18 protein-coding genes are annotated in these 22,698 nt (G+C 46.8%); 1 reads left to right on the forward strand and 17 read right to left on the reverse strand.

Annotated elements, in window-relative coordinates; all coding sequences use genetic code 11:
- Positions 1-11: 11 nt before the first annotated feature.
- The 7 genes from HPT30_RS15825 to HPT30_RS15855 all read right to left on the reverse strand — a co-directional run bounded on the left by HPT30_RS15825 (position 12) and on the right by HPT30_RS15855 (position 9,300).
- On the reverse strand, positions 12-587 hold the full coding sequence (locus tag HPT30_RS15825; RefSeq protein WP_175372318.1) for a TetR/AcrR family transcriptional regulator: 576 nt from the start codon (positions 585-587) through the stop codon (positions 12-14).
- 411 nt (positions 588-998) lie between these two features.
- Positions 999-1,808 (reverse strand): SDR family NAD(P)-dependent oxidoreductase, encoded by an 810-nt coding sequence (locus HPT30_RS15830; RefSeq protein WP_175372319.1) that lies wholly within the window; start codon positions 1,806-1,808, stop codon positions 999-1,001.
- 77 nt (positions 1,809-1,885) lie between these two features.
- A complete protein-coding gene (locus HPT30_RS15835; protein ID WP_175372320.1) occupies positions 1,886-2,986 on the reverse strand; it encodes an MBL fold metallo-hydrolase in 1,101 nt (366 codons plus the stop codon).
- A gap of 144 nt (positions 2,987-3,130) precedes the next feature.
- Positions 3,131-3,541 (reverse strand): MerR family transcriptional regulator, encoded by a 411-nt coding sequence (locus tag HPT30_RS15840; protein ID WP_066364721.1) that lies wholly within the window; start codon positions 3,539-3,541, stop codon positions 3,131-3,133.
- A 213-nt stretch (positions 3,542-3,754) separates the two neighbouring features.
- A complete protein-coding gene (locus tag HPT30_RS15845; protein WP_175372321.1) occupies positions 3,755-6,064 on the reverse strand; it encodes a glycoside hydrolase family 95 protein in 2,310 nt (769 codons plus the stop codon).
- A 1,380-nt stretch (positions 6,065-7,444) separates the two neighbouring features.
- Positions 7,445-8,572 carry an AbrB family protein gene (locus HPT30_RS15850; protein ID WP_175372322.1) on the reverse strand — a complete coding sequence of 376 codons (1,128 nt, stop codon included), beginning with the start codon at positions 8,570-8,572 and terminating at the stop codon, positions 7,445-7,447.
- On the reverse strand, positions 8,572-9,300 hold the full coding sequence (locus tag HPT30_RS15855) for an MBL fold metallo-hydrolase (protein WP_175372323.1): 729 nt from the start codon (positions 9,298-9,300) through the stop codon (positions 8,572-8,574). The genes HPT30_RS15850 and HPT30_RS15855 overlap by 1 nt, the downstream gene beginning before the upstream one ends.
- A gap of 148 nt (positions 9,301-9,448) precedes the next feature.
- Between HPT30_RS15855 and HPT30_RS15860 the strand changes: the two genes are divergently transcribed.
- On the forward strand, positions 9,449-10,336 hold the full coding sequence (locus HPT30_RS15860) for a TetR/AcrR family transcriptional regulator (RefSeq protein ID WP_175372324.1): 888 nt from the start codon (positions 9,449-9,451) through the stop codon (positions 10,334-10,336).
- 82 nt (positions 10,337-10,418) lie between these two features.
- Here the strand turns inward: HPT30_RS15860 and HPT30_RS15865 are convergent, their stop codons facing one another.
- From HPT30_RS15865 to HPT30_RS15910, 10 genes are all read right to left on the reverse strand, one after another.
- The gene (locus HPT30_RS15865) at positions 10,419-11,099 is read right to left on the reverse strand and encodes a TetR/AcrR family transcriptional regulator (protein ID WP_175372325.1); all 681 of its coding nucleotides are present in this window, start codon (positions 11,097-11,099) and stop codon (positions 10,419-10,421) included.
- Between the two features lie 40 nt (positions 11,100-11,139).
- Positions 11,140-12,321, reverse strand: a complete 1,182-nt coding sequence (locus HPT30_RS15870) for an FAD-dependent oxidoreductase (RefSeq protein ID WP_175372326.1) — start codon at positions 12,319-12,321, stop codon at positions 11,140-11,142.
- Positions 12,322-12,508: 187 nt separating this feature from the next.
- On the reverse strand, positions 12,509-13,936 hold the full coding sequence (locus HPT30_RS15875; protein ID WP_246317151.1) for an MDR family MFS transporter: 1,428 nt from the start codon (positions 13,934-13,936) through the stop codon (positions 12,509-12,511).
- Between the two features lie 307 nt (positions 13,937-14,243).
- Positions 14,244-15,677, reverse strand: a complete 1,434-nt coding sequence (locus HPT30_RS15880) for an aldehyde dehydrogenase family protein (RefSeq protein ID WP_175372327.1) — start codon at positions 15,675-15,677, stop codon at positions 14,244-14,246.
- Positions 15,678-16,184: 507 nt separating this feature from the next.
- On the reverse strand, positions 16,185-17,117 hold the full coding sequence (locus tag HPT30_RS15885) for an ABC transporter substrate-binding protein (RefSeq protein WP_175372328.1): 933 nt from the start codon (positions 17,115-17,117) through the stop codon (positions 16,185-16,187).
- Between the two features lie 66 nt (positions 17,118-17,183).
- On the reverse strand, positions 17,184-18,536 hold the full coding sequence (locus HPT30_RS15890) for an LLM class flavin-dependent oxidoreductase (RefSeq protein WP_175372415.1): 1,353 nt from the start codon (positions 18,534-18,536) through the stop codon (positions 17,184-17,186).
- A gap of 231 nt (positions 18,537-18,767) precedes the next feature.
- Entirely contained in the window at positions 18,768-19,478 is a 711-nt protein-coding gene (pnuC, locus tag HPT30_RS15895; protein WP_175372329.1) for a nicotinamide riboside transporter PnuC, read from the reverse strand.
- Between the two features lie 5 nt (positions 19,479-19,483).
- Positions 19,484-20,212 (reverse strand): nucleoside phosphorylase, encoded by a 729-nt coding sequence (locus HPT30_RS15900; RefSeq protein ID WP_246317153.1) that lies wholly within the window; start codon positions 20,210-20,212, stop codon positions 19,484-19,486.
- A complete protein-coding gene (locus HPT30_RS15905; RefSeq protein WP_175372330.1) occupies positions 20,213-20,881 on the reverse strand; it encodes a Crp/Fnr family transcriptional regulator in 669 nt (222 codons plus the stop codon).
- 278 nt (positions 20,882-21,159) lie between these two features.
- Complete coding sequence (locus tag HPT30_RS15910; RefSeq protein WP_175372331.1) at positions 21,160-22,698, reverse strand: MDR family MFS transporter; 1,539 nt, start codon at positions 22,696-22,698, stop codon at positions 21,160-21,162.

The raw sequence follows: 22,698 nt of genomic DNA on the forward strand, positions 1-22,698 counted from the left end.
ATAATCTCCAATCAATCGAAATATCCACCCTTTAAAATAGGCAAAATTTTCACCGCAAATTCTTGCGGTGTCTCCGGCCGTTTCTCCATATTCCAGCGATAAGTGCTGCCATAGATCGACCAAGTCAAAATATTCGCCGCGATTCGCAAAGTATCTTCATCCGTATCTTTGCAGTCATTGACCATAATTTTAAAAATAATATCTTCCAGATGGGCTTTAATATCTTTTTCCACGTAAGAAGCAATCGCTTCATAATTCTGCTTGCAGATCTGATTTGTAGTTACATGATATTCGCATAAAGAGATCACGATAAGCTTAATCGTTTCCTCCGATAAATCCGCTTGTGGATCAACTCTTTTGTGGACAAATTCCATAAATGAAGCTGAGAAATAACGATCGGTAAGGGCCAATTTATCTGTAAAATGCGCATAAAAAGTCGCTCTGTTGATCGTCGCCAGCTTAGAAATATCACTGACAGTAATGGCGTTAAACTCCTTTGTGGTCAGCAAATCAATAAAAGCATCGATTATTAATTGCCGTGTTCTAATCACGCGCGGATCAGAGGCATTCACTTCAGATAATGGCATACTCATTTCACCTCATCACTATCTTTCCAACAATTATATAGAAATGTTGTGTTAGCAACAACTGTTTATAAAATCAAACTATAAAGAACGAACTTAAGATCCGAACTTAAGGCTCAGTCGTCACTACGGTGGAATGTTTGGACTTCCGGCCGCTGTTATCCCCAGATTTCTTTCCATTGTACCGCTGATTGCGGTTGAAATCTGGAGACAGCCTGTGCTTCCGATGCGAGCTTTCCTCCGGAAAGCTTTCAGGCGAGCGCTTCGCTCCTACAGTTCCAAACTTCCCCCTTCGTTCCTTTTTGCTTTTGTTTCTTTCTTTTGTTCATCTTATATAGCTTTTATAAATAAAATATTATGTATTCTTATTACGAAAAAGAGGAGCGGATGATCATCCGCTCCTCTTTCTTACTATTAATCTGCGCTTGCAGTAATGTGTTCCCACTTGTCATATTCCTCAAGCATGCCATTCAGCTGCGTACGCGCCATCACGAGGCCCATGCTACCAAGTGCCAATCTTCTCGGAGCATTGTCTGCGCCGGCAATATCGGCAACGGCTGACATCGCTTTTTCCACATCGCCATAAGGCGCGGTCTCAGCAAGATCATTATACCAGTCATACAGCGGTTGATAGTCTGGGATACTGCTTGTAATTTCCTGCGTATTGGCTTGGAAGCCCGTTTTGAATCCTGCCGGCTCTACCAGCGTGAGCTTGATACCCAGATCCTTAACTTCAGCCGCCAGACCTTCACTCAGGCTTTCAAGCGCTGCTTTGGAGCTACAGTAGATAGACAGCGTTGGCAAGCTTTGTACGCCGCCCATCGATGAGATATTGATAATATGACCTGAGCGATTTTCCCGCATTTGTGGAAGAACGGCTTGAATGGTGGTCATTACACCGAACACATTGGTTTCATATTGCTGACGTGCTTGGTCAACAGTTACTTCTTCAAAAATACCTGCTTGCGCATATCCGGCATTATTGAGCAATACATCAATGCGTCCGTATTGACGTGTTACCGTATCTACAACCTCGCGGGTCATTTCCTGATTCGTAATATCCAGGGCCAGAACTTGTACGTTACTATATTGGTTAAATTCAGCAGCAGCTTTCGATGTATCCCGCATGGTAGCGACGACATTCCATTCACGCTTCGCGAATTGAAGCACCAATTCTTTGCCGAAGCCTGTTGATGTGCCTGTGATTAAAATGGTTTTACTCATGTGTATTCCCTCCAGATCACGAATTGAGCTTGGCTCGTGAGCTATCGTAACCCTTAAAGTTCACTTTAAGGCAAGCACTATTTTTTAATCGACTCCCACCAGCTTGAAGAAGGATATACATTAGAACCGATAATCACCGTTTCTCCAATTTTTGGCGTAGCCAACGCTACACCACGCTCATCCGCAGCTGCCTTCGCCCGCTCAATCGGGTCTGTCCAACTGTGCAATGCCAGCGTGAAGCCTCCCCAGTGAATAGGAACCATTACTTTGCTCTGTACATCGAGACTCGCTTGTACGGACTCTTCAGGAACCATATGAATGTTGGCCCATTTCACATCATATTGACCTGTTTCTATGAAGGCAAGATCGAACGGGCCGTATTTATCGCCAATCTCCTTGAAGTGAGGAGCATAACCACTATCCCCGCTAAAATATACATTCGATTGTTTACCTTGAATCACCCAGGAACTCCATAAAGTAGACCCAGAACGGGTGCCGCGGCCAGAGAAATGTCTTGCCGGTGTGCTAACGATGGTTAGCCCTTGGTACGACGCCTCTTCCCACCAATCGAGCTCTTGAATCTTGTCCGGATCTACACCCCATTTCGTCAAATGTCCGGCGACCCCTAATGGAACAATAAACTGTTTGACCTTTCCTTTCAGCTTACGGATAGACGCATAGTCCAGGTGATCATAATGATCATGCGAGATCAAGACCACATCGATGTCAGGCAACTCCTCAATCTGTGCTGGAAGATCATAGCTGTATCGCTTTGGTCCTGCGAAAGAAACCGGGGAGGCATATTTACTGAACACCGGGTCCAGCAGCATCTTCACTCCACTCGTCTTCAGCAACAAGGTCGAATGACCAAACCAGATCACTTGATCCTCGGGACTTTCCGAAAATGCTTTGGCATCAAAGCGCACCGTCGGAAGATTTACCTTTGGCCGACCATCCGGGTTTCCTTTTATTGTATCGTATAGGGCTCCAGCGGTATCTTTTAGACTATAATCCATCGATGTCGGGATTTGATTACGAAACTTCCCATCGACAAAGTTAGCGGATTCATGAATCCGCTGCTGACTGTCCGCTGAACTCTTTCCACCAAGAGGAGGATAATAATTCATGATTAAGAAAATGACTAATGCGAGTGCGAACAAGATTATTACATATTTCATCCAGTCTCTCCTGCTTTCTTATTCCGATGAACGTTATTTTTTTACAGTTCCAGTTTACATCTTAAAGTGCACTCCAAGGCAAGGCCCTTGATGACAACCAAGCCACCCTATCCTTAAGCAGAGTGACTTGTCACAATCCCACCCTTATTGGGGTGAATCCAGCTTATCAATGTACGTGAGAAAGCGTTCCTCCGGATTTCCTTTTTCGATATTGTTATACACTTCAAGCTTCTGACTAACGGCTTCAAAGGCCTCATCCAGCACCCGCTGCTTCCGCTTAATCTCTTCCTGATGGGCTTCCAGAATGGCCCTGCGTTGTCCGATCGTTTCATCCCCCTGCAAGGCGAGGTCAACGATCTGCTTCAAATCCGCTACGCTCATGCCTGTCGCACGGAAACAAGTCATCAAGCGAATCCAGTCCAGATCTCTTTTTTCAAACATGCGGTTGCCATGATCGTCCCTGCGTATGTTGGGCAACAGCCCTTCTTTATCGTAAAATCGGATCGTATGAGCAGCGCAATTTAATTTTTCCGATGCTTCCTTAATTGTAAACAAAGTGCTCTCCTCCCAAGTCCAGTGTTCATCATTTCACTCCCTTATATATAAGCATTAAACTGAACTTTAAGTCAAATTCAGCAGGAGGCTGTCCTTTCAACAGAGTAGCTTCTAATAAAACAAGGCTGCCTCTATCGTGGAAATCCACGTATGAGACAGCCCTGCAAAGTTCTTGCTATAGGATTTCTTTTAGGAGATGTAGGAATATGCTCGTTACTGTATTCGTAGTTCGGAATCTAGGCTGTAGCTGTGTCCTGCTTCAAAATTGAACGGTAGTGTCTGTTCACCATAGCGTAACGTGGTATGTCCCGTGGTCAATGCGCGTACAGACGCTGCTACCAATCGTCCTTCCGACCAGGTGACATCTACCTCCAAGGCACCTCTTGCCCGAAGTCCGCGATATTGCCCTGAAGACCATGATGACGGGAGGGCTGGCAGCAAATGTAGTTCCCCTGCATGACTCTGCAGCAACATGTCAGCGATCGCAGCCGTTCCGCCAAAATTGCCGTCCGCCACATAGATCGGGCTTTCCGCTCCGCCAATACCAGGCTTCGAGAAGGTCAGCAGGTTATCAAAGCACAGGTTTCCTACCAGGTGTGAAATCTGCTCATAGGCATTTTCTCCATCATGCAGACGGGAGTAGCAACCGGCAAAGGCAGCTACCGTAAACTCCACATCCTCATGGTTGTTGGTCGATTTACGGGCTTCCAGGGTAACCCGCGCAGCCTCACTAAGTTCAGGAGTATGCTGCGGGGTGATGCGATAAGCTGGAAAAAGACTGTGTAAATGGGACAGATGACGGTGCTCAGGCTGCGCCTCAACGTAATCCTCTAACCATTCCTGTAGCTGCCCTTTCTGGCCGATCTGAAGCGGCGGCAGCAATGCAATGGCTTTTTTCAAATCCGCTTGCAGCTGCTCATCCACCGCAAGCTTCTCCGCTGACTCCAGGACAAATTCGAACAGATCGCTCACCAATACCTGATCCAGTGTTGTTCCCATGGACAGATAATGATGCACCTGCGTTCCATTGGCATGGAAGGTATTTTCCGGGGAGATCGAAGGTCCCGTTACAAGCCAGCCGTACTGCGGATGCAGGGCCATATAATCCAGGAAGAATAGAGCGGCATCTTTTAAAATAGGGTAGGCAGTTTGACTTAGGAATTGCTCGTTCAACGTATATTCGTAATGATCACGCAGTTGCATGGCAATCCACAGGCCTCCTGTGACATTAAGCCCCCAGGAATTCTGCCAAGCTGGAGCTGTAAAACCCCAAGCATTGGATACAGTATGGGCGACCCAGCCCTCAGAACCATAGAAATCCCGGGCCGCTGCTTTTCCACTCTCCGCCAGCTGTTCAATGTAGCGAATTAACGGCTGGTGGGACTCAGACAAATGAGTTGTTTCCGTTGGATAGTAGTTCATTTGCGTGTTGATATCGATGTGATAATCACAGGTCCAGCCCATCCGGCAAGCCTGATCATCGTTCCAGATCCCCTGTAAATGCAGCGGCAGAGGCGAATCCTCTCTTGCGCCACAGAGGGTCAAATACCGTCCATATTGGAAAAACAACGCGAATAACGCAGGGTCCTCGCCTTTGCCCTGTGATACATTGTGGATTCTTTCGTCCGTAGGTAAAAGCGTTTGTTCAGATGTCCCCAGCTCTAAGCTGGCCCGGTCATACAGACTGCTATAGTCCGCTATATGATCCAACTTAAGAGACTCATAGCCCTTGGCTTTCGCCAGTAGATTCCTTTTATCCCCCACACTCATCCAGTCGTCGCCGGTCACACCATAATCTGTATCTATCGCAAAATAAATAATAGCTTCCTTCGCATTCGAAACCTCAACCCATCCGGCGTCCCCGCTAATGATTCCACCCAGGGTCTCAACGTGTATGCTTCCCTGAGAACGGACTCCACATTCACCATCGCTATGCAGTTTCTCCAGAGCTTGCCCCTTAAAGGAGAGCCTGCCTTCACCCTGTGGCTCGTTCCAACTTTCGAACAGATCGGTCTTGCCTTCCAAATGAATATTAAATGAAACGCCATCCGGCGATTCGCTCCACAACTTGCACACGATAAGTCCATCTGCATGGGAAGCAAACAGTTCGCGGTGTATTTTCGCACCCTCAAATTCATAAGTCGTCTTCGTGATTGCGTTTTCAAGATTAAGCTCTCGAGTGACATTTTGTCCGCCAGCTTTAAACTTCAAAATCACATCACATACAGGCAGATTGGTGCCAAAATTCGCTTTGCTTGGCTCTAGTAGTTGGCTCGCCAACCGCTCGCCGCCTTCGTAATCTCCATCGAAAAAGTGCTGTCTCAGTCGTGCCAGATCATCCTTGCCAGAGGACTGGCTCGTAATGTGTTCTTTTTTTCCAGACCAATAGGTCGACTCCGTAATGTTCCAAACTTCTTGTTCTGCTCCGCCATACACGATTGCAGCTAATCTTCCATTTCCAACCGGAAAACCTTCGGACCATGAAGCCGCTGGTTTGTCATACCACAATTTCTGTGTACTCATCACATATTTCCTCCAGAAGTATCTTCATTATATACATTTGTTATATTAGTGGTTTTCTCCTGGAAAAGCTTTGTACGAAACTATTATTTTTTGTCGAAAACGGAGAAATGGGTGGCGGCTGGTGAGTACGGATGTGTATGGATGGCAGTTGGTGAGTATGTATGGAATGATAGCTGGGAACTGCGTTTGGATGATTGCTGGTGACTATCTTTGGATGGCCACTGGTGAGTACGTATGGATGATCGCCGGTGTTTGCGTTTGGGAACGTAGATATAGCCAGAGCAATAGAAATTTTGCCCTGGCTATGGTATATGATACATGGATTTAATCCAGCGGATAGGGTTAACAGATAAAATGAATTTGAGATTAAAGGCGGAGATGCAGCCGTAGAGCTTGGATCGGCTTCGTTCTGATGGATGTAGAGATAGAGTCGGCTTAGTTCCAGTGAAAATGGGCTTTTGGCCGTAGTTATCCAGATGTCTAAAGAGGCCAAGTAGCTCCTCCCCATCACGTACCCAATTAGAAGCATTTTTGTACCTTAATTTCACCATTTCGAGAAAAAATAAGGAAATAAGAGCATTATTGTATCTTAATTTTGTGAAAATACGCTATTGAGCACGATTTGGAAGAATTAACATACAAAATTGCCCTTAATCGAAGCCAGCCCCTTCGTTCCTTATAATTAAGGTACATAAATGCCTCTATTTACACTTGGGAGGTGGTTGGGAGCTGCTCGGAAGATGCTTGAGTCACTCTTATGTTACCCTTGGCAACCTTAATCCACTTTTGAGCACCTTCGAGTTAGTTTCGAGACACTTTCAGGCACTTTTGAGCCAACCTCGAGTTAGTTTTGAGTCACTCTTGAGGCAACTTGGGACACCTTGAGCCACCCTTGGCAACTTAAGCCACTTTTGAGCACCTTCGAGTTAGTTTCGGGACACTTTCAGGCACTTTTGAGCCAACCTCGAGTTAGTTTTGAGTCACTCTTGAGGCAACTTGGGACACCTTGAGCCACCCTTGGCAACCTTAATCCACTTTTGAGCACCTTCGAGTTAGTTTCGGGACACTTTCAGGCACTTTTGAGCACCCTCGAGTTAGTTTTGAGACACTTTTAGGCACCCTAGAGTAACCTTTGGGACAATTCGTACCCTTGAGTCACCTTGGTCGCCCGTGCGTCACCATAGACTCACATATGAGCCATCTTGAGTTACCCTTAGGTCAACGCGAACCACATTCAAGACATCATCGACATCTCGACCCACTATTCCTCCTCACACCTTCTCACCACTGAGCCTCAATCCGGCTCGCCACTTAGCCTCACACCTTCTCGCAACTTAGACTCAATCCCGCTCGCCTCTCCATCTCTCTCTTTTGTTCATTTTATATAGTAGCTTTTTTCCCCTTCAGCAACGACCGGAAAGCCAGCTTCAACACCGGCGGCACCGCAAAGAAGATAAACAAGGTCCGGAAGAGCTGATAGCACGTCACAATCGACAGGTCGCCGTTCACTTCCTTGGCGATGAGGGCCATTTGGTCCATACCGCCTGGCGACAAGCCGAGAAATGCAGTGACGATTGTGATGTCATGCATTCGTGTTAGCAGCAAGCTAAGTCCCATAGAGACCCCAATCAGTAGCACTCCGCTCAATATTGCGAGCAGAACAATTTTTGCTTTGTTCTTCAGGCTCTCCAGATCCAGCAGCAGTCCAATGTAGCCCCCGATCATCAGCTGTGACAGACTGAGCACGATGGGTGGCAGAGCATGACCCTCATACCCGGTCAAATTAAGCAGGATCGTGCCAATCATTGGTCCAAGCAGAAAAGCCGTTGGCATCTTGATCTTCTTAGCGATGAACGCACTCCCTACGCATACTGCGGCAAAGACCAAAATATGCGGAAATAACGCAGCAGATCCAGCAGATCCGCTCGCAGCAGCAGCTACGGCACTGTGGCTGCCACTGACATGAAACAATGGGCTGAAGATCAGCAGCGGCACACAGAAAATAATCATCATCAGCCGGGACACCTGCAAAAAAGTGACGACAGTGATATCAATGCCCTTCACTTCTTCGGCCAACGTAATCATCTGGCTGAGGCCTCCGGGAATGCTGCCCATGAGCACCGTTGGGAAAGGAATACCGGATAATTTCGAAATTAAATACGCGATGGCCCCGGCACATAACAACAGCAGCGCCGTGAACAGAATCATCGTCGGCAGCTGAAGTCCGATCTGCGTTAAGGTCGACAAGGTGAACGAGAGGCCCAAGGTATAGCCGATGATAATCATTCCGGTATCGCGGACTTGCCCAGGCCAGTAAAAGGAAATCCCTCTAAATAATCTGGAGCCGATAACGAGGAACACCATCGAGCCGAGTAGCCATGGAATTGGCATGTGGATCAGTTGAAAAACAAATCCGCCAAGGACGGCAATGGCACATGTCACCAGAAAACGGACCCACTTGTTTTCCTTCCATAACGCATCCCGGGCTGAATGGCCGGTACCGTCCATTACAGGTTCTCCGTTATTTCATCGATGGCCTGGTGAACATCGCCTTTAAAAATGCCTCCATGGTAGCAGATTACTGTCTCGATTGGATAAGCCTTCAACTTGCGGAGTGATTCCAGTGCCAATGGCATATCTGGCGTAACAGTCGGATTAGGACCGATCAACTTACCATCTTCAACGTTTAATGCATCACCAGCAATAAGTGTTTTGCTTGGCTCATGGTATAAGCTGATATGTCCAGGCGTATGCCCTGGTGTATGGATTACGGTCAGTCCGCCGCCGAAAGATAGTTTCTCTCCGTCTGCCAGTAACGTAGTCACATTCTTTTCTTTTCCAGAAAAAGTAGCTTCAAATGCAGTAGCAAGATCTTGCGGAAGAGAGGCAATTAGCCCTTCTTTACGTTCCCCGCTGAACTTAATCATCGGCTGCAGGCCATCGATATAAGGCTGGTCATCCCCGTGGGCATACACTTCTATGCCTTCACCCTTGAACTGCGGCAAGCTACCTACATGATCGATGTCTTGATGGGTTAAAATAATGGAATGAGGGGCCGCAGGGTCAATTCCCGCTTGGGTCAAAAGCTCCGTGATCTGGCCGTAAGAACCAGGCATACCGGTGTCTACCAATACAAAAGATTGCTCGTCACGGATCGCCACCGGGTTAATGATAAAGTCATGCTCACCCATCTTAAGAGTAAGCACTAGCATTTCAATCTGATCATTAATTTTCATGTTGCGCCAAAGCGAATGCTCTGGCTCACCTCCTTAGGAATAAGTTCATAAAACTGACAAGTTCATTATATGACTTTGGGGTTTTTTCGTCAAATTCCTTTATTGACCACATGGAAGGGACATGTCAGAATATGTAGGGGTGGTTAAGTTGGAACAATTCAAAAGACAACAAATTATTAAAACAGCAATGTGCATTTTTAGAGAAAAAGGATATTTCGCTGCCTCCATGCAGGATATCGCAGAAGCTTGTGGCATGGCCAAGGCCAGCATCTATAAAGTGTTTCCATCTAAAGAAGATTTATTTACTGGCGTATTCGTTGAGGTACACAGAATTCTATTCGAAGAGGCCAGACAGCTTGATCGGAAACTTTCGCTGAAGGGGCTTCCACCAAAGGAAGTACTACGTCTTAAGATCGAGTATCAGATGCAATATATGCTTGAGAATTATTTTTTCACCAGTGAGTTTAAAGAGCTCCCCATCACAAGCAATGACAACTTTCTAGTGGAATGGAGAAAAAAACGTGCCTCACTGGTGACCCTGCACCAGGATTGCTTTTACGAAGCCTATGGTGAGCCCATTGTCCCTTATCTCGGGGATGTTGTCACCATCTTCCGCGGCATGATCAAAGAATATTTGTCGCATGCAGTTCAAGCCGTGATCGCTGTTCCTATGGCTGAATTGGCCGGCTTCTTCGTCGATCGGCTGGATGCAGTCATCGGCGATTTAATCGCTAGCAAGCCTGAACCTGTGCTTAAGACCTCGAGTGCTTTTTTCAATCAAATCAATCCAATGGATAACGACACCCGGCAGGCCAACATGGATGAATTTCTGATGTTTTTTGCTGATAAGATTCGTGAGCTACCACAACCAGAGCATATAGAGAATGAACTGCTGGAGGTCATCGAACTGCTGAAGACCGAGTTAGGACTACCTAAGCCTAATGGTACTCTTCTGCGGGTATACATCACCTTCTTGGATTCAGTCAGTGAGTTAGCACCTTATGTACGCCAGCTCGGTCTCATGCTGAACCGTTAGGCAAGTTAACTAGACAAATCAAAAAGAAAAGCAACCGAAATCAATCAGTTGCTTTTCCTTGTTTAAATATAATTACTTCCTCTTAATTCTTGTCCAGCTTAATTCCCTGTAACATCACTTCAAGCCCCCACTGGAACCGGTCCATGACGACCTCGCCTCCCGAGAATAATTCTTCAGTCAGACTGTGAATGAACGGAAAACGAACAGGGTCTGCTTTTTTAAAGGATTCTTTGATGGCAGGCATCTCCACAGTGCCATGCTTCCTCCAGGAATGCTTCTCGAAGGCTGTAGATGTGACGTATAACAGCAGCAGATCCACTCCCCAGGCTGCTGCCGTCGATTTGGCTCCACCCTCATGCAGCGCGGTAAGGAGGTATTCGATCAACTCAAGGTATTTGTCTCCCCGTGGCATCGTGGACAGTGAAATTTCAGAGAGACCTGGTTGCTCGATTAATAGAAGGAAATACGCAGTGAGGGCTCCGAACAATCTTTCCTTCCATGGACCCTTCCCGGAATCAGGCAACACTAATTCACCAAGTCCGTAATCCAGAACATAAGAGCTTAAATCTTCCAGATTATTGACGTACACATACAACGAAGAAGGGCCTGTATCCAATGCTTTTGCTACTTTACGCATGCTCATCCCTGCCATCCCTTGCTCTTTGAGCAGTTCATAGGCAGTTTTAACAATGAGCTCACGGCTTAACGGCTCTTTGGCCGGACGGTCACGACGACTTACGATAATTCGCTCAGAATTCTTCATAGTCTCTTTATAATATAGCGCAGTGAGAAATTCAACATGTTTATTGATCTTCGAATTGCTCTTGGAAGGACTGCATTAATTCAGCCAGCTTGGCAGCGGCATTATCTGAGAACGTAAGCTGTAAGCTGTAGTCCGATTCCTGAGCCTTGACGGATGAGAATGCATACATCTTCTCTTCGTACTCCAGGATTGCCTTGGCATAATCATCACGATTCCGGGCAATGGCAAGTGCAAGCTCCAAAGCATCGTACATCGCCATATTCACACCTTCACCCGCGAATGGCGACATGACATGGGCAGCATCCCCGATCAAGGTTACTCCAGGATTGTAATTCCACTTGAACCCGATAGGAAGCATGTATATCCGTCTAGTCAAAATAGCATCTTCAGCGTAACGGATATAGTCTTTTAGCTGCTCATCCCAATCACTGAATAGATCCAATAGCCGCTCCTTAGCTTCTTTAGGCTGGTCGAACGGAATCCCACTCGTCTCTAACCAGTTTCTCTCTACCTTAAGACTAGCGTATACCTTAATTCGTCCATCTCCGTTCAGCTGACCAAGAATACCTTTATGATCGTCCAGCGCAAACATTTTACCACGCTTATTAAACGCCGCTAATTCCGGGTGATTCTGGGCTGCATTCAGGATGTTTAGTTCTATCATAGTAAGACCGGAGTAATCAACATCGGCATCTGTGAGCAATGGACGTACACGTGAGAAGGCTCCATCCGCACCAATCAAGAGGTCAATCGTATCCACAGTACCATTTTCAAAATGAAGCTCGGTCATGCCGTTCTCTAACGGAACCGCCTTTACGAGTTTATAACCATATTTGATCGTACCTTGATCAAGATCCCGTAACAGCAAATCGCACAGCACGCCACGGTCAATCTCTGGACGTGTCCCAGCTCCGCCTGATTCTGCTTCTGAATCTTCATCGACATAAATTTTCGCGTTCTTATCAAGTACCCGGAAATCTTCTTCCTCAAAGCGGGCAATACGTTGGAACTCCTCCAACAGCCCAGCTTCTTTAAGTGCTCTTTGACCCGATTCCTCGTGAATATCCAAGGTACCGCCTCTTTCATGACTAGTGTCATGGAGCTCACGCTCATAAACAACGGACTGTATGCCTTGGCGCTGCAAGATTAGGGCAAGTGTTAATCCCCCTGGCCCCGCTCCGATAATCCCGATCCGCTTTTGTTCTTTAGATACTGTTGTCATTGTAATGCAACTCCTTCATGTAAGTTATATAAGACGAACTCCAGATTAAAACTTAAGGCTGTTCTTTTCTTCTATTCGTCTTCTTGTGGAATAAAAAGCTTTAAAGCAGCTAACGAACACCATCCCTAAAGAACACTGTTCGTTAGTAACAAAAAAATAATGTGTTCCTCCTACATTCGCCAGCTTGTTAGCGTGTCTTTTTAGGAGGAGCCGACGATTTTTTAAGAAAGAACGTCAACACTAAAGCAATGAGCGCAAAGGAAAGTGTGATCCAGAATGTGTGACCGAATGCTTGTCCTAATTGCTCCAAAGTGTGCTGTGCCGGTAAGCTCCTAATCTGGTTAGACAGGTACGCGGCAGTGATCGTGATCCCAAAGGAAGACATGATCTGCTGCGCGGAAGTCGTAATAGGTGTCACGCGGTTTACAAGCTCGATTGGAGCTGATTTAAGCACATGCGTATTAAGCTGCATCATGGTTAACCCCTGACCAAGTCCCACGAAAGCAAAACTACTCATAATGTAAAATGCACTGGTACTCGTAGTAATATGCGTTAAGGCGAAAAGTGCACCCGCTAAAGATAAAATACCAACGAAGGCAATCGGGCGAACCCCGTACCGGTCAAATAACTTCCCGCCTACATTGATCCCGATCGTTGACATAATCGCTTGAGGAATCACGTACAATCCGGCCTCTAGTGGAGAGAGCCCCTTAGCCTGTTGCAGATATAGCGTAAACAGCAGGATGCTTCCGAATAATGCCATTTGGTTCATCCAGGCCAGAATGATGCCATGCGTGAATGTCTTCGAACGGAACACTCTTAACTCAAGAAGGGGATGCTTTTGCTTAAGCTCATTCCAAATGAATAGTAACAAGGTAACAACGCCCAGTCCCAGCGAGCCCAAGGTCCATTCGTCAATCCAGCCCTTCTCCCCGGCTTGGTGCACACTGAATACTAAAGAAGCAAAGGCAATAGGGGCTAAAATCGCACCCAGGACGTCCAGCTTCATTTCTTTGCCTGGCTTTGAGGCCGGTAAGTACCGCCATGCCATCCAGAAAGCAATGATTCCGACAGGCAGATTAATAAGGAATATCCAGTGCCAGTTAATAAATTCGATTAACCAGCCGGACAATATCGGTCCGAAAATCGGAGCGAGCAGCATAGGAATACCGAGGATCCCCATCACGGAACCGCGCTTATCTGGAGGTGATACCTTGAACACCATGGCAATACCGATTGGAGCTACCATCCCACCGCCTAGTGCTTGAATGATGCGAAAAATAATCAGCTGCTCTGGCGTCTGAGCCAATGCGCACAGCAAAGATGCCAGAATAAATAATACTATGCTTGAGAGAAACATGACCTTGGGTGTGAACCGATCCGAAAACCACCCTGCGAGTGGAATGACCGCTGAGAGCGCCAAAGTATACGCTGTAATCACCCATTGAATCGTACCGAGATTGGAATGAAAGGTGTCCACTAACTTAGGAACAGCTACATTCATGATTGTACTGTCCAAAATAATTAAAAACATTCCCGTTGCCACTGCAAGCAGAATCGGCAGGATCTTCTTCATTGAAAATTCGGATGGAGCACCTTGAGCTTGTGTGTTCAAAAGAAGAACCACCTCTTTTCTTTATCATAGTCATCATCAACTTGAAATTTCGTATGCTTATCCAGAACCAATTGTAGTAGCGCACCAACCTCCTTTTATTTTCGTTCATCTTGTTTACACATTATTTATACCATAACGAACAGTGTTCGTAAAGTACGTTGTTCGTTAAATTTTAAAATAAAAATAACTTTACACTGAAAACCCGTGACAGCTCCAACATAAGCACTTTTCCTGGGTTTAAATTAAAAAGCACAAGAAGCTAATCCTTCTTGTGCTTTTACTCTTCGTTAGTTGTATATCAACTGATCTACGAAATCACTGCATCGTATCCCAAAATCGACTTAGGCTCCAAGTACTCCTCGATACCGTAGGTGCCGTGATCCCTGCCTATACCGGAGTTTTTAAACCCGCCGAAAGGTGCTTTCGGCTCGTCATGCAAGCCATTAACGGAAACCCGTCCAGCCACAATCTGATCAGCCACGTGATTGCCCCGCTCCTTGCTTCCAGAAAAGACGAATGCTTGCAGGCCATACGCTGTATCGTTTGCGATATCTATCGCGTCCTCTTCTGTCTTATAGGTAATAATGGACAACACCGGACCAAATACTTCTTCCTGGGCGATTGTCATATCATTAGTTACATTAGAGAACACCGTTGGTTTCACATAGTAGCCTGCTTCCAGCCCTTCAGGACTGCCTGCGCCTCCAGCAACCACCTCGGCTCCGTCTTCAATCGCCCGATTAATATAATACTGCACCCGATCATACTGCTTCTGGTTCACCATCGGTCCAATAACCGAAGCATCATTCCAGAGATCTCCGACTTTTAAGCCATCAATGGTGGCAGCCATCAAGGACTTTACCTCCTCCAAACGTGACTCTGGAACAAGCACTCTTGTACCCGCCAGGCATGCCTGGCCGCTATTAATGAATCCGGCGCTTACTGCAAGCGGAACTGCTTTGGTGAAGTCAGCATCCTCTAAAATAACAGTTGGGGATTTGCCGCCAAGCTCAAGTGTAACCCGTTTAAGATTGGCAGCGGCAACTTCCGCAATCCGTTTCCCAATTTGAGTAGAACCTGTAAACGTTATGCCTGTGACATCGGGATTACGGGTTAATTCCTCCCCTACTACTTCTCCCTTGCCATTAACGATGTTGATAACACCCTGTGGGATATTCGCAGCGTGGATGGCTTCAATAAATATTTCTGTTTGTGCCGCACTGAACTCGCTTGGCTTAACAACTATAGTACAGCCTGCTGCCAGTACCGGCGCTATTTTGTTCGCCATATGCGTTGCATTTGCATTCCATGGCGTGATGGCTCCAACGACACCGACAGGTTTCATGTGAACTTTTGCCGAGCCAGCCGTCCGTATAAATGAATACGATTCGAGACTTTCCTTTGTATGCAAAAATGCATTTACAGCGATATGAGTTAACATTCGGGCCACCGAAATCGGAGCACCATATTCCTTAACGGTTGCCTCCGTTAACCGGTCGGACCGTTCCAGAAGGGCTTGGTGCAGCCTTAATAGAAATTCGGCCCGTTCCTCAACACTTGTCTTCGAAAATGTTTTGAATGCAGTTTTGGCTGCCGCAATGGCATTTCGAGTATCCTCAACATCCCCTAATACGACTTTGCCGGTGATTTGCCTATTCGCAGGATTGATAAGCTCCATCACTTCTGTACCCGATGGTGTAACATATTGCCCATTAATATAAATCTTATCGTACAAGTTCATTGTCATGCCTCCCATTTCGCAGTTTGTACAAACTTTAGAAAAGCAACCAGGATAACTTAAAGGCTCTCCTTACATGCTGGTCCCGAGCCACAATTCATATTCTACAAGTTAAAGTTCACTTTAAGTCAAATCGAAGAGAGTATATAAGACAAACTCAATCTCCAAACGTAAGGCTGGGTCGTCACTACGGTGGAATGTTTGGACTTCCGGTCGCTGTTGTGTCCAGATTTCCTCTTTTTAACCGCTTCTAGCGGTTGAAATCTGGCGAGCTTATGCTTTCGATGCGAGCTTTCCTACGGAAAGCTTTTAGGCGAGCGCTGCGCTCCTACAGTTCCAAACTTCCCCCTTCGTTCCTCCTCGCTTTTCGTTATTTTCTTTTGTTTATCTTATATAGCAGTAAAATCAAAGAGCAGGGGAAGCTATCCCCCTGCTCTTCAAGACATATCATATTTAGAACCGATTCCACGAGTTCGAAAGTGATTTTGCAATGTCATTACCGCAATGCCTTTACCCTTTCAACAAACCAATAGCAATCAGCCATTCCTTCGCTACTTCAATCGGAGCCCGTTGTTTATTCTCTACTTCGCCATTAAGGCGTTGCATCTCTTTATCCGTGAGTTTTCCTGCCAGTGAATTCAGAACCTGCTCCAGCTCCGGATGCTTCTTCAGCACTTCATCGCGGACAACCGGGATGGCAAAATACGGCACGTACACATGCTTATCATCCTCAAGCACCGTAATCGGCCGCACCAGAACCTGCGCGGAGGTGGTTTGCACCATCGCTACATCAATTACTCCCTGATCTATGGCCTGATACGCTAAGCCCCCTGCTATTGTTTTGATCTCTTTAAATTGAGGTTTGTAGTTCTCTAACACCGGCGGCCAGAGATCCGGACGGTTCATAAACTCTTCACTTGCTCCAAAGACCAGCTCTGAGGATTTCGCAGCAATATCCGATCCTGTCTTGAGGCCCAGCTTCTCTGCGATTTCCTTACGGACTCCGAATGCATAGGAATTAGTGAAGCCTAATGGATCCAGCACCGTAATCTGATTCTTCTCCTTCAATTCCTTCTTCACCTTGTCATAGACCACTTGCGGATCATATTCAGGCTTGTCCTTCAAAATATTAATGAGTGCCGTTCCTGTATACTCCACATAAGTGTCTACTTCATTCCCCTTTAGGGCTGTCCATAGCAGATTGTTATCGAGCTTCTTGACGATCGCCTTCAGATCAGTCTTATCTTCAATAAGCAGCTTTAAGGCATTTGCCAAAATATCGGACTCCGCAAACCCTTTGGTCGCGATCTGAATCGTGTCCGCACCTGCGCCTCCTGCTTTGGAGCAGCCTGAAATCCCAATCGTCAGCACTATTGCTGCTGTTATGGCTAGGAAGGCTCTCCTGCTCTTCCCCCACTGTTTAAAAAGTTGATTTTTTTTCATACTCCTATCCCCTCTCCATTAGTCTTCCGTTTATTATTAAAAGTCTTTCACTGTTACCAAGCAGTGCTATGAATGAGCCAAATGATCTGCGCGGACAGAAACATAACGGTTATCGGGACGCTTCAGTCCAAGATTGTCACGTAACGTCCCCCCTGTATATTCGGTACGGAACACTCCTCTGCGCTGCAGTTCGGGAACAACCAGATTCACAAAATCATCCAATCCGCCAGGAAGGTGGGAGAACTGAATATTGAAGCCATCCGCTGCTCCCTTCAGGAACCATTCCTCCAGGAAATCAGCGATCTGTACCGGTGTTCCAGCCAGTCCGCGTCTGTTGGTCGACCGCTGGTATAGCTGACGAAGCGTCAGTTGTTCCTTGTCCATCATCTCAAGGATACGCTCCAGCGCACTTTTGCTCTGATTGAACTGACTTAGATCCGGCCGGAATGGCAGCGGCTCATCCAGCGGATAGGACGAAATATCCTGGCCAAGATAATGGGAGAGCAGATCCAGACCAAGCTGCTCTGGCAGCAAACTTTCAATCGCAGCAAGCTTCTCCTTCGCTTCCTCTTCCGTCTGACCGATAATCGGCATGATGCCTGGTATGATTTTTAATTCGTCACGGCTTCTGCCGTACTTGGCCATTCGCCCTTTAATATCTTCATAGAGCTGTTGACCAGCCAGTAATCCCTCAGCATCGAAGGAGTGAATCGGAGCAAAAACGACCTCCGCCTTCTCTGCAGCTACCTCCTTGCCCGACTCCGAAGCACCTGCCTGAGCCAGTACCGGATAACCTTGCGGGGGTCGCGTCACATTAAGCGGACCCTGCACTTGGAAATGGGTCCCCTTGTGCTGGATATTATGCAGCTTATCCTTATCCGCGAAATACCCGCTTTCTTTATCCAGGAGCAGGGCATCATCTTCCCAGCTGTCCCATAGCCCTTGCGTCACATCCACGAATTCTACGGCTCGTTCGTAGCGTTTACTATGCTCCAAATGCTTATCACGGCTGAAATTGCGGGCCTCCTCATCCGCTTGCGAGGTGACAATATTCCAGGCTGCCCGCCCATTGCTGAGGTGATCGAGCGTCGCCAGTTTCCGGGCGATATGATACGGCTCATTGTAAGTGGTGGAGACCGTCGCAGCCAGCCCGATATGCTCCGTAACTACAGCCAGCGCCGAGAGCAAGGTGAACGGTTCTGGACGGATACTGTTGGCATGACTGATACCCGTTTCGAAGCGATCCCACACATACAGCTCATCTGCGTAGAAGAACATGTCGAATTTGCCACGTTCTGCGGTCTGAAGGATTTGTTTATAGTAGTTGAAATCAAGTAGCCCTTTCGCATCCACATCAGGATGCCGCCAGCTGGAAATATGTCCTCCTGACGGAAAAAACATCATTGCCCCAAGTACCATTTGCTTTTGTTTTCTCTGTTCACTCACTCCACTTTCCTCCCTCCAAATTTGCAAAAAAAGGAGGCCTCATGTCCCTCTCGGAACATAAGACCTCCATCTGTACGGTGGGTCCACATTATTAAAATACAATAACCGAAAATTACTAATTAATAATTTTAACTAATAATATTACTGTGAATGAGTGTTTGTCAATCATTTTATATAATTCTCATCGGAATTAAATGTTTTAACTTATTTCAGGTTCTGTTCATACGATTTCCAGACTTTATTGGCATAAATACTGTTGAACAAAAGTGCCGCTTGCAGTGCGACTTGAGATAAACATCCGCCCACTGTACCAACATCCGTATGGCCAGTCGCTACTTGATAGGTTAGAACAGCCCAATAGGCCAGGTTAGCAATGTTGACGATAATCCAGAGTGACCAGTTTTCTTTGTATTTACAGATATATAGTACCTGTGCAATAAACGAAATCACAAGATTAATACTATCGAAATACGGCAATTGACCGCCAGTTCTTGCTAATACAAACCAGCCTACTGCCCAGGCAACAAATGCAGCGAGGAAAATGAGCCGTTTCATTTTTGCGCTAATCGTATTTACGGCTTCATCATTCCCCCATAAAAACCAACCGATCGGCTGGGAGATCACATAGAAAATATTCATGACGAATGCGCCATAAGCGTGGCTCTGCCAAGCAATCATGGTCATGGCTATACATTGGACCAAGCCGAAAGCAAAGGTTAATTTTTTACCCTTCATCCCAAATACAAGACAAATGACACCAGCCACACCACTAACCATACCAATAATGGAATCGGGTGCAATCACATACGCAACCACCTGTAACAGGATTAGAACAATCGCATAGGTCACCTCAAATTTCTTCCATCCGGTAAAGAATTGATTATACAACCATGATTGTTGTTGTGTATTTTCCATGACGCTCAATCCTCCTGCTCTGTTAAAATTGTTAATGCCAATTGAATTGATGCTCGTTCTCCTTGGGTCACTATGTTTTCTCCTGAGACCAAATGATTGACTCCGGTAGACAGATCGGCACGATATAACACAACATTATTTAAAATCGACAAGGCTTTCATTTTACGCAATGTGCCTAATACAAAGATAATACTGGTCTCCATATCACCGCCCAATACACCATACTGAGACCATTCTTGTTCAATCGCCTCATTGCTATCCATATAGAAACCATCATGTGCTCTGGTGATACCGAAATAGCCTTCTGGATAATGCTTTTTGGCTAGCTGCAACAAGTCTGCATCTGGAATAGCTGGATAAATGGGCGGAACATATTTGCTGGATAAACCATCATCTCGAACAGTACCTGTAGCAATAATTAATGCCCCTAGGGGAATGCTTTTCTGCATCGCGCCGCAGCTTCCTACCCTGATGACCGTGGTAATCCCTATATTGTGCAGTTCCTCCATGGCGATAGCTGCAGACGGGGCCCCAATCCCAGTAGAAATAACTAATATCTCTTCGCCTTGATAACTGCCTTTGATCGATTTAAATTCTCTATTGTAAGCCAGGGGTTGTACGTTATCCATCAGCGCACCAACTTTATCTACTCTGGCCGGATCGCCAACCAAGATGGCTTTTTGTACGTTAATCGAGCTGTCTAATTGAATATGTGCTTGTTTCTCTATCATCATTCATCTCTTCCTTTCAGGGTCAATCCATAATTTCTCACGATCTACAATCTCTATCTCATCACCGCTTATGATGATGCTCCCCTCCACTTCAAGTTGGTTTAAGACACGATAGACGCTTCTGTTAGTAGAGGAGACCGAATCTAAAATGGTCTTCTTCTGGATCATCATTGATTTCTGCCCGTTACTTTCCTCTATTAGTGATGAAATAATTTGTGATCGCACGCTGTCTAAGCTGTATTTTATCGTTCGATTGGTAAGCTTATACATTTGTTCGCATAAAGAAGCCATCACGATCTGATTGAAGTTAGCATCTTTTGAGAGCCAATATAAAAATGCCTTATCAGGTATTTTTATTAAAGTTACTTCACTAATACTCACTATTGATGCGCTATATGGTTTATGGATCATCGCTTCTTGCTCACCAATAAAATTACCGCATGAATAGATATCTAACGTCACCTGTTTAGCGCTTTCATTCATGACATAGACTTTGACGTTTCCGCTTACGACAATGTAGACGAAGGCATGCATCTCCCCTTGTGGTAAATAAAACTTGTTCTTCTTGAACGTCTGAATCTCCATTTCACGCAAAACTTCAAAGGGACAATCTTTTAAAATCGTATGCATCCTAGGGATATTGCAAGCGATTGCATCGATGTCTGTAAGCATCTTTTTCTAATCTCCTTGGGTTATATTTTCTCAAACACAAAGCATAAAAGCTACGACAAAGGACTTGATTTGCATTCATTTCTGTCTTATTTTTAATATGAATTGCGACATTTTTCAAACCTGAAAAAATCGGTCCCATTATTCCCCAGCAGCCGGCTTACTAACCAAGCTTGCCCTGAACTTTTTGCTCCCATACAACTACACCACTTGCTGTGAATAAATAAAAAAAGCCGATTGAACAGTGTCCAATCAGCGTTGAAAGCTTTATCTCATCGAAATTAGCCCACCGATGCTATGTCTACTCGTGACTCCTCGGCAGTCGTGTCCGTGAATCGGCTGCGGCCCGTCCACCATGCTGCCACAAGACCGAGCGCAGCTGCGGCTGCCAGAAACCAGAAGCCTGCATGCACGGCTGCGGCCAGTGCTTCCTTCGTAGCGGCGGCACTCTGCCCACTCGCACTTGCACCCTCTAGTAACCGCTGAATCTGCTGCTCGGCACTACCTTCACCCGCTGCTCCTGCGGGAAGCTCGCGGACAAGCCGCATGTTGATGACAGCCGCCATGACGGCCGTACCAAACACACCGCCAACGGAGCGGAAGAAGCCTACAGATGAAGTCGCGACCCCTTTGATCCGCTCGTCAGCACTGAAGGTGACAGCCATCTGCCCGACCGTCATCATGATGCCGACGCCAACACCGATCAGAATCATCAGGAACCGGATATGCCACGCGCCGATGTTCAGGCTGGCCGCAGTCATCCCAAGCAGCCCCCCGGCGCTGATCAACATAGCGACGAAGATGCAGACGCGCCAGCTCCACCGTTTGATGAGCGAACTGCTTACTGCCGCTCCCACCATAACGGAAAACATGAACGGCGTCAGAACGCCTCCTGTGTCCGAGGCGTCACCGCCCAGACTACCTTGGACGAAAAGCGGAATGTATATGAGCGACCCGTACATAATCGCACCCTGCAGGAAGGTCGCTGCCAGCGTCCCGCCAATGGCCCGGTTACGGAACATGACTAGGGGTAAGATCGGCTCTGGCGAGACGACCTCAACCCGCAGGAACGCCACCAGACAGATCAGCCCCAAGCCGAGCAAACCGGCCACCTGCCAGGACATCCAGCCTTCGCCTTCGCCTCCGAGCTTGAGACCCAGCAGGATGGAGAAGGTGGATACGGCGAGCAGTAAGGCTCCGCTCTTATCTACGCTCGGCTTGACATCCGACTTGGGCGTTACCGGCAGGAGCCGGCCCATCGCCACGAAAACCAGTATGCCGAGCGGTATGTTCATATAAAAATTGTAACGCCAGTCCAAGTGCTCCGTGATCCAGGCGCCGAGCGCCGGTCCGCTTACGGAAGACACCGCGAATACGCCCATATATAGCGTCTGATAGATACCTGCACGTTCCTTTGGCATGTTCGTGAACACCAGCGTGTAGGTGACGGGGATGAGGAAGCCTGCACCCAAGCCCTGAACCGCCCGATAAAAGATCAGCTGCGGCATACTCTGAGCAATCCCGCACAGCGCTGATCCGAGTATGAAAACAACAAGGCCTAACATATAAAACCGTTTGCGGCCATACAAATCCGACAGCTTGCCTGCGATCGGCATCATCATCGTAGAGGTTAGCATATAAATCGTAAACACCCAGGACATCAGCGGCAGTCCATGCAGCTCCTTCACGATCGTGGGAAGGGCTGTCGAGACGATCGTCTGATCAAGTTGCGTCAAAAAGATGCTGACGAATAAGCCGGCCATCGTCCAGTTGAGTCTTGATTTGCCGGGCAGGGCAGCCTTCATCTGCATCGTCTGCAT

The sequence above is a fragment of the Paenibacillus agri genome (genome assembly GCF_013359945.1).
GTDB lineage: Bacteria > Bacillota > Bacilli > Paenibacillales > Paenibacillaceae > Paenibacillus_AQ > Paenibacillus_AQ agri.

Excerpts from the sequence above, each read along its gene's own strand:
- HPT30_RS15825 (WP_175372318.1), bottom strand. The coding sequence starts at position 587 with ATGCCATTATCTGAAGTGAATGCCTCTGATCCGCGCGTGATTAGAACA.
- HPT30_RS15830 (WP_175372319.1), bottom strand. The coding sequence starts at position 1,808 with ATGAGTAAAACCATTTTAATCACAGGCACATCAACAGGCTTCGGCAAA.
- HPT30_RS15835 (WP_175372320.1), bottom strand. The coding sequence starts at position 2,986 with ATGAAATATGTAATAATCTTGTTCGCACTCGCATTAGTCATTTTCTTA.
- HPT30_RS15845 (WP_175372321.1), bottom strand. The coding sequence starts at position 6,064 with ATGAGTACACAGAAATTGTGGTATGACAAACCAGCGGCTTCATGGTCC.
- HPT30_RS15850 (WP_175372322.1), bottom strand. The coding sequence starts at position 8,572 with ATGGACGGTACCGGCCATTCAGCCCGGGATGCGTTATGGAAGGAAAAC.
- HPT30_RS15855 (WP_175372323.1), bottom strand. The coding sequence starts at position 9,300 with ATGAAAATTAATGATCAGATTGAAATGCTAGTGCTTACTCTTAAGATG.
- HPT30_RS15865 (WP_175372325.1), bottom strand. The coding sequence starts at position 11,099 with ATGAAGAATTCTGAGCGAATTATCGTAAGTCGTCGTGACCGTCCGGCC.
- HPT30_RS15870 (WP_175372326.1), bottom strand. The coding sequence starts at position 12,321 with ATGACAACAGTATCTAAAGAACAAAAGCGGATCGGGATTATCGGAGCG.
- HPT30_RS15880 (WP_175372327.1), bottom strand. The coding sequence starts at position 15,677 with ATGAACTTGTACGATAAGATTTATATTAATGGGCAATATGTTACACCA.
- HPT30_RS15885 (WP_175372328.1), bottom strand. The coding sequence starts at position 17,117 with ATGAAAAAAAATCAACTTTTTAAACAGTGGGGGAAGAGCAGGAGAGCC.
- HPT30_RS15890 (WP_175372415.1), bottom strand. The coding sequence starts at position 18,536 with ATGGTACTTGGGGCAATGATGTTTTTTCCGTCAGGAGGACATATTTCC.
- pnuC (WP_175372329.1), bottom strand. The coding sequence starts at position 19,478 with ATGGAAAATACACAACAACAATCATGGTTGTATAATCAATTCTTTACC.
- HPT30_RS15900 (WP_246317153.1), bottom strand. The coding sequence starts at position 20,212 with ATGATGATAGAGAAACAAGCACATATTCAATTAGACAGCTCGATTAAC.
- HPT30_RS15905 (WP_175372330.1), bottom strand. The coding sequence starts at position 20,881 with ATGCTTACAGACATCGATGCAATCGCTTGCAATATCCCTAGGATGCAT.
- HPT30_RS15910 (WP_175372331.1), bottom strand. The coding sequence starts at position 22,698 with ATGCAGACGATGCAGATGAAGGCTGCCCTGCCCGGCAAATCAAGACTC.